The 6,196-nt window shown below is 72.2% G+C and carries 6 protein-coding genes and 1 pseudogene; 2 read left to right on the top strand and 5 right to left on the bottom strand.

All coding sequences use genetic code 11. The features are described from left to right. Positions 1-91 precede the first annotated feature (91 nt). Complete coding sequence (locus E4099_RS06565) at positions 92-730, bottom strand: flavin reductase family protein (RefSeq protein WP_135337988.1); 639 nt, start codon at positions 728-730, stop codon at positions 92-94. A gap of 130 nt (positions 731-860) precedes the next feature. Beyond that, positions 861-1,808 carry a helix-turn-helix transcriptional regulator gene (locus tag E4099_RS06570; protein WP_135337989.1) on the bottom strand — a complete coding sequence of 316 codons (948 nt, stop codon included), beginning with the start codon at positions 1,806-1,808 and terminating at the stop codon, positions 861-863. Positions 1,809-1,912: 104 nt separating this feature from the next. Here E4099_RS06570 and E4099_RS06575 point away from each other — a divergent pair, with 104 nt between their 5' ends. Further along, positions 1,913-3,391: an MFS transporter gene (locus E4099_RS06575; RefSeq protein ID WP_135337990.1), complete on the top strand. Its 1,479-nt coding sequence runs from the start codon at positions 1,913-1,915 to the stop codon at positions 3,389-3,391. A gap of 111 nt (positions 3,392-3,502) precedes the next feature. Here E4099_RS06575 and E4099_RS35020 read toward each other — a convergent pair whose 3' ends face one another. Continuing rightward, the gene (locus tag E4099_RS35020; protein ID WP_342451906.1) at positions 3,503-4,033 is read right to left on the bottom strand and encodes an aromatic-ring hydroxylase C-terminal domain-containing protein; all 531 of its coding nucleotides are present in this window, start codon (positions 4,031-4,033) and stop codon (positions 3,503-3,505) included. Beyond that, positions 4,013-5,007, bottom strand: a pseudogene (locus tag E4099_RS34005) (FAD-dependent monooxygenase); the annotation flags it as partial. The pseudogene E4099_RS34005 and the gene E4099_RS35020, both read right to left, overlap by 21 nt. Positions 5,008-5,237: 230 nt before the next feature. On the opposite strand from E4099_RS34005, the gene E4099_RS06590 reads away from it, so the two are divergent. Beyond that, positions 5,238-5,462 carry a hypothetical protein gene (locus tag E4099_RS06590; RefSeq protein ID WP_135337993.1) on the top strand — a complete coding sequence of 75 codons (225 nt, stop codon included), beginning with the start codon at positions 5,238-5,240 and terminating at the stop codon, positions 5,460-5,462. Between the two features lie 54 nt (positions 5,463-5,516). Here the strand turns inward: E4099_RS06590 and E4099_RS06595 are convergent, their stop codons facing one another. Further along, the gene (locus E4099_RS06595; RefSeq protein ID WP_135337997.1) at positions 5,517-5,849 is read right to left on the bottom strand and encodes an ArsR/SmtB family transcription factor; all 333 of its coding nucleotides are present in this window, start codon (positions 5,847-5,849) and stop codon (positions 5,517-5,519) included. Between the last annotated feature and the right edge of the window lie 347 nt (positions 5,850-6,196).

A 6,196-nucleotide genomic window follows, 5' to 3' on the forward strand; every position in this document is an offset into this window, starting at 1 on the left:
GCCCCCAGGCGCTCACGGTTGTGCCAGGCGTACTTCGCTGCCCTGATCGGTGCGTCCGGGATCAGGGCATGCGTGCGGGTGGGGCGTCGGGTCAGACGGCTGTCGGTCGGCTCTTGTGCGGCATGTTCCAGCCTTCGGCCAGTCGCGAGGAGTGCACATTGTGCCCGCCGCCGAAGAACTCGCAGAACTTCATGATCAGCGGGTCCCAACCGAGCGGGTCCACGTAGTGCGTACCCGGGATGACCAGCTCCTCCTCGACATGCGCGCGAAGAACCTCGACCTGGAAGGCGGTGGCGTGCGGGGTGGGGCCGCCCAAGGGGTGGGCCGAGACGACCCTGCACTCCAGCTGGATCGGGCATTCCGCGACTCGGGGGGCCCGGACGAGGTCCGACGCCTGCTCCGTCAGCCGCGCGGCCGAGAACTTGTCCGGCTCGTACCGGTAGCCCTGCTCCACCTTGTAGTCCGGCACCGCCGGCTTCGCGGTGGTGAGCGCGATCCGGTCGACCGCGTCGACCATGGCGGACGAGGGCAGGTTGAGCACGCATTCGCCCTCCCGCAGCAGGTTCGCGGTCGTCTGGGCGTTGTTGCCGAGTCCGAGCATGCAGGACTGCCCCAGCCACCAGGCGGAGGACATCGGCATGAGGTTCGCCGTGCCGTCCTCGTTGAGTGAGCTGATGAGCACCACCGGGGTCCCGAAGTACAGGACCTTGAGACCGGGGACGACGTGCATGCGCTGTGCCTTTCGCGAAGTGCCGGATGACGGGCCCGTGAACAGGGACACGGGCCGTCGCCGACTCTCTCGTGGCGAGAACGCCTTGGCTGGCGGGAATCGGACATCGCGTTGTGGGCGGAGTGGGCGCCTACCGAGACCGGCTTGCTGCTGTGGTGGGGCGGGAGGTCGTCGAGGGTTCGTTCGCGGCGGCGAGCACCGGCAGGCCCTTCGACCGCTGCGGCCTGAAGTCGCCTACGACAGGGGCGCGTTGGGCGAGGAGGTGGAGGGCGTCCGCCGAGGCCGCGTCGTTCGGGGTGTAGACCTCGAGGCGGTGGTCCGGGCTGTCCGGCTGCAGCCAGACCTGGTAGGCGATGCTCACGGCGCCGACCGTGGGATGTCGTAGGTGCATGTCGCCGGTGGTGCAGTCGGCGACGTCACCGGTCGCCCACATCGCGGCGAACCGGTCACTGCGCATGGTGAGTTCGCCGATGAGGCTCGCCAGGTGCGCGTCGGTGGGGAACCGGCCGGCGGTCAGGCGCAGATAGGCGACGTGGACTTGCGCCAGTTCCTCCCAGTTGCGGTGGAGGTCCCGGCTGAGGGGGTCGAGGAAGAACATCCGCGGGATCGAGGGACGACCGGCCGGGTCGGTGGGCGCCTCGAAGTCGATGTGCTCGGCGAGCAGCGCGTGGCCGGTGCGGTTCCAGGCGAGTACGTCACCACGTCTGCCCAGCACGATCGCCGGAGTCGCCTCGGCCAGTGATGCGAGCAGCGTGAGCACCCGGGGGTGGGGCTGTTCCACGGGCGGTTCGGCGAGCCCGGCTCGGGCCGGCTGGCGGGCGAGGTTGTGCAGGTGGACTCTCTCCACCTCGTCCAGTTCCAGCACCCGGGCGAGGGCGTCGAGGACCTGCGCGGAGGCGGTCTCGGCCTGGCCCTGCTCCAGCCGCGCGTAGTAGCCGGCGCTGACCCCCGCCAGGTGGGCCAGCTCCTCACGGCGCAGCCCCGGGACGCGCCTGCCGCTCCCGTAGGTGCGCAGCCCGATCGCCTCGGGGGTGACCCGGTCGCGGCGGCTCTTCAAGAACGCTCCAAGGCTCTCCACGCCTTCGAGCCTAGACACCCGCCGCCGTGCGCTGGGTGTACCCGCTGGGTGTACCCACGCCAGGTGCCTGGCTGCTCCCGCGTCCGTGCCGGAGCGTTGCCGGTATGACACACGACGCCTCACCCACGACCGGGGTCCGCGCCTGGCTCGGTCTGCTGGTCGTCCTCGGGCCCGTACTCCTGGTCTCGATGGACGGATCCATCCTGTTCCTCGCGATGCCACGGGTCAGCGAGGCTCTCGATCCCAGTGCGGACCAAGCACTGTGGATCCTGGACGTCTACGGCTTCGCCGTCGGCTCGTTGCTCATCGCCTTCGGGAACATCGGCGACCGCTGCGGACGCCTCAGGCTGCTCATGATCGGCGCGACCTTCTTCGGCATCGGCTCGGCCGCCGCCGCGTTCGCCCCGACACCTGAACTCCTCATCGCCGCCCGTGCCCTGATGGGCATCGCCGGCGCCACCCTGCTGCCCTCCGCCCTGGCGGTCCTGAGTGAACTGTTCACCGACCCCAGGCGTCGGGCACAGGCCATCGGCGTCTTCGCCGCGGCGTTCGCCGCGGGCTTCGCGATCGGCCCGATCATCGCCGGCATCCTGCTGGAACGCTTCTGGTGGGGGTCGGTGTTCTTGGTCAACCTCCCTCTCATCGTCGTGTTCCTCTGCTTCGCGCCCGTGTTGCTCGGTGAGGTGCGCGCCGCCCGCCCGGGACGGGTCGACCCGGTCAGCGTCGTGACCTCGGCGGTCGGACTGCTGCTGGCGATCTACGGGCTCAAGCACGCGGCGGCCGACGGCCTGTCGGTCAGTGCGGTGGGCGCCGCCGCGGCGGGCACCGCCGCGCTGGCGTGGTTCGGCCTCCGGCAACGGCGCCTGGAGCAGCCGCTCATCGACTTCTCGCTGTTCCGCGACCGGACCTTCACCATCGCGGTGATCACCGGTCTGCTGCCCCTCGCGGCATGGTCGGCGGCCGCCTACCTGGCCGGGATCTACCTGCAGTCCGTCCTCGGCACTCCCGTCCTGCGGGCCGCGTTGCTGGCCCTGCCGGGAGCCGTCGTGCTCACCACGACCTGCGTCGTCACCCCCGCCGTGGTCGACCGGATCGGGAAGCGGCCGATGCTGCTGGTCTGCCACTTCTCCATCGCCCTCGGGCTGCTCCTGCTCCTGCCCACGACCGCCGCCGGCGGAATCGGCTGGTACCTGGCGTCCACCGTGGTCGCGGGCGTCGGCTACGGGATCTCCTTCGCCGTCGTCGCCGACACCGCCGTCGGGGCGGTGCCACCGGAGCGCGCGGGATCCGCGGGCGCGATCGCCGAGACCAGCAACGAGATCGGCAACGCCCTGGGGATCGCGCTGCTCGGCTCGGTGGCGGCACTGCTGTTCCGGCTGAAGGGCCCCGGCCTGGCACCGACACTGGACGAGACACTCCACATGCCGGGTGTGGCGGCCGCCTCGGTGGCCGACGCCAAGTCGGCCTTCCTCACCGGCCTGCACGTCGCGGCGGCCGTGGCCGGTCTGCTGCACCTCGCCCTCGGCCTCCTCGCACTCCGCTGGCTCCCCCGAGAGGCCAAGGACGTGGCGGCCGCGGCTTGATGACCCACGCCGACGCGCCCCCTCTGCTTCGAAGGCCGGCGACGGCTCAGCGGGCGCCGTGCCCCGTACGGCCGCCGGCGCCTGTTCGGGGCGGTGCGCCCGCCGTCCCCATCAGCCCGTGGGCGGGGCCGGCTCGCCCAACCACCGCCTCAGGGCCTCACGTACCTCCTGCGGGGCAGGCTCGTTCGCCGCCCAGGCGGCGTAACCGTCGGGCCGGACCAGCAGGGTCGGGCGCAGGCCGGCTTCCGGGGAGGCGGTCACCAGCCGCGCCGACCACGGTGCGGCGATCGCGGCGACCTCGCGGCCCACCAGCACGAAGGAGCCCTGGCGCAGGGCCTCGTACAGCCGGGACGGCTCCCCCGCCAGGCGGAGGTCCGGCACGCGGCGGCCGACGAGCGGGTGCGAGCCCCAGGGGGCTCGGTAGGCGATGCCGATGCCGGAGATGCCCCGTGACACCCGCCTCTCCACCCCACCGAGCCGATGCGCGACGGCCGCCGCCGAGGTCCGCAGCGCTCGGACCGCGGGGGAGCCGGTGGTGACGGCGGTGAGGAGTGCGTGGCTGGCGCGCAGCACCCGGCGCCCCACCGGGTGGCGCTCCGTGTGGTAGCTGTCCAGCAGTGCGTCGCCGCCCCAGCCCTGCACGGCGGCGGCCAGTTTCCAGCCGAGGTTGGCGGCGTCCTGCATCCCGGTGTTCATGCCCATGCCGCCGGCGGGCGAGTGCACATGTGCGGCGTCGCCCGCCAGGAACACCCGTCCCCGCCGGTAGCGGGGCACCTGTCGCTCGTCGCTGTGGAAGCGGGAGAGCCATGCGCGTCGTGCATCCCGAGGTCGTCACCGAGGGTTCGCCGGGTGATGTCCCGGACCTCCTCCAGGGTGACCGGTGCGTCGTCGGGCAGTTGCCGCCGCCGGTCCCAGGCGATGATCCGGTACCAGCCGTCCCCGAAGGGCGCGAAGAAGGTGAAGCCGTGCTCGTTGGAGGCGAAGTTGAGGGCTTCGTCCGGCGCGCGCTCGAGCCGCACGTCGGCCAGCATCACGGAGCTGATGACCGACTCACCGGGGAACGGCATGCCCAGGCTCCGCCGGATGGTGCTGCGTGCCCCGTCGGCACCGACCAGGTAGCGGGCTCGGAGCGTGTCCGCGGCGCCGTCCGCCCGGCTCAGCTCCACGTCCACACCGTCCGGGTCCTGCCGGATCCCGGTGGCCCGGGCGCCCCGCACCATCGTGGCCCCCGCTTCCTCGGCCCGGCGCAGCAGGAGGTGCTCGAGCCGCCATTGGGGGGTGACCAGCATGTAGGGAAAGCGCGTGCGGAGCGCGGAGAAGTCGATGGTGATACGGCCGAACGGGGAGAGCGACGGCACCGGTGTGCCGATACGGAGCAGTTCGTCGGCCAGCCCTCGGGCGTCGAGGACCTCCAGGCTGCGGGCGTGGACGGCGAACGCGCGGCTCAGGTTGGATTCGCGATCGCGTCGCTCCACCATGGTGACGCCGACGCCGGCCCTGGCCAGGTCGCCCGCGAGCAGGAGCCCGGTCGGGCCGGCCCCGACCACCACGACGTCCACCGCCGGCGCCCGGCGTCCATCCGAAGATCCACGGGGTAAGCGGTCCCTTGTCTGCATGCCTTCCAGTGTCGCCCCAGGGTGGGCGGTACGGCCCGGTGGCGCCGCGGGTCCACGGACCGCCAAGGCCCCGGGGAGGCGCGCCCGATGGGCGGCTTCGGCAGCCGGTCGGCGGACGAGGGGCGCACCGCGGGCGCTCCGACCGCCCCCTGGTGCCACGCGGTGCTCGCGGCCCACGCGTCAGGCGTGGCCGACCGAGGGGTGCGGGGTCGTCTTCCTACACTCGTCCGATGAACAACTACAGGTGCACCCAATGCGGCACCGTCGGACTGACGGACGGTTTCATCGAGGACGCCGGCGACCACTCTCGCGGGTACGCCAGCTGGATCGAGGGCGCCTTGGAGCGGGGGTTCTTCGGCGGCGCCAAACGGAGGGGACGGACCCGGTGGCAGATAGCGGCGTTCCGCTGCCCCGTGTGCGGGCATCTGGAGCTGTTCGCCACCGAGATGGTGTAGTCGGCCACCCGGCCGGCAGGGGCCGCGGCTTCGCCGGCGGGTGTTCCGCTGCTCCTACTGCGGGGCGGCGCGCAGTCCGGCCAGGAGTTCGGCCTGGCCCTGCAGGACGCCGGTGAGGATGCCGCGGGCGACGCGCAGGAGTTCGGCGAGGTCCTGGCTGGCGAGCCGGTAGTAGACGTTGGAGCCCTCGCGGCGGGTGGTCACGAGGTTGGCCTTGCGCAGGACGGCGAGCTGCTGGGAGAGGGCCGCCGGCTCGACACCGACTTCCGGGAGCATCTCGGCGACCGCGTGCTCGCGGACGCTCAGCAGCTCCAGGACGCGGATCCGGACCGGGTGGCCGAGGGTTTTGAAGAACTCGGCCTTCAGCTGGTACAGCGGCGGGTCCAGTGGGGCGCTGCGGCCACGGGCCGCAGCCGTCTTGTCTGCGCTCGTTCTTGGCACCCTGGTCCACCCATGGCTTCCTCTTCGAGGGGCGACCTCGGCACCGCCCCGTTCCATACTGCCGTCGACCTCCACAATTGCAGATTCCTGCAAGTCATGAACACCCGCGGGTCCGGATCCGGGCCGAACGTCCCCTTCGCGGGCCGGGCTCACAGAGGCAGGACGATCCAGACGGCCTTGCCGAGTCCGTCCCTGTCCGCCCGGACGGAGACGGTGCCGCGCAGTTCCGTGACGGTGCCGGCCACCAGTGCCAGCCCGCTGCCGGGGGCGGTGGCCAGGGCCTGGTAGGGGGC

The organism is Streptomyces palmae, assembly GCF_004684805.1.
GTDB classification, from domain to species: Bacteria; Actinomycetota; Actinomycetes; order Streptomycetales; family Streptomycetaceae; genus Streptomyces; species Streptomyces palmae.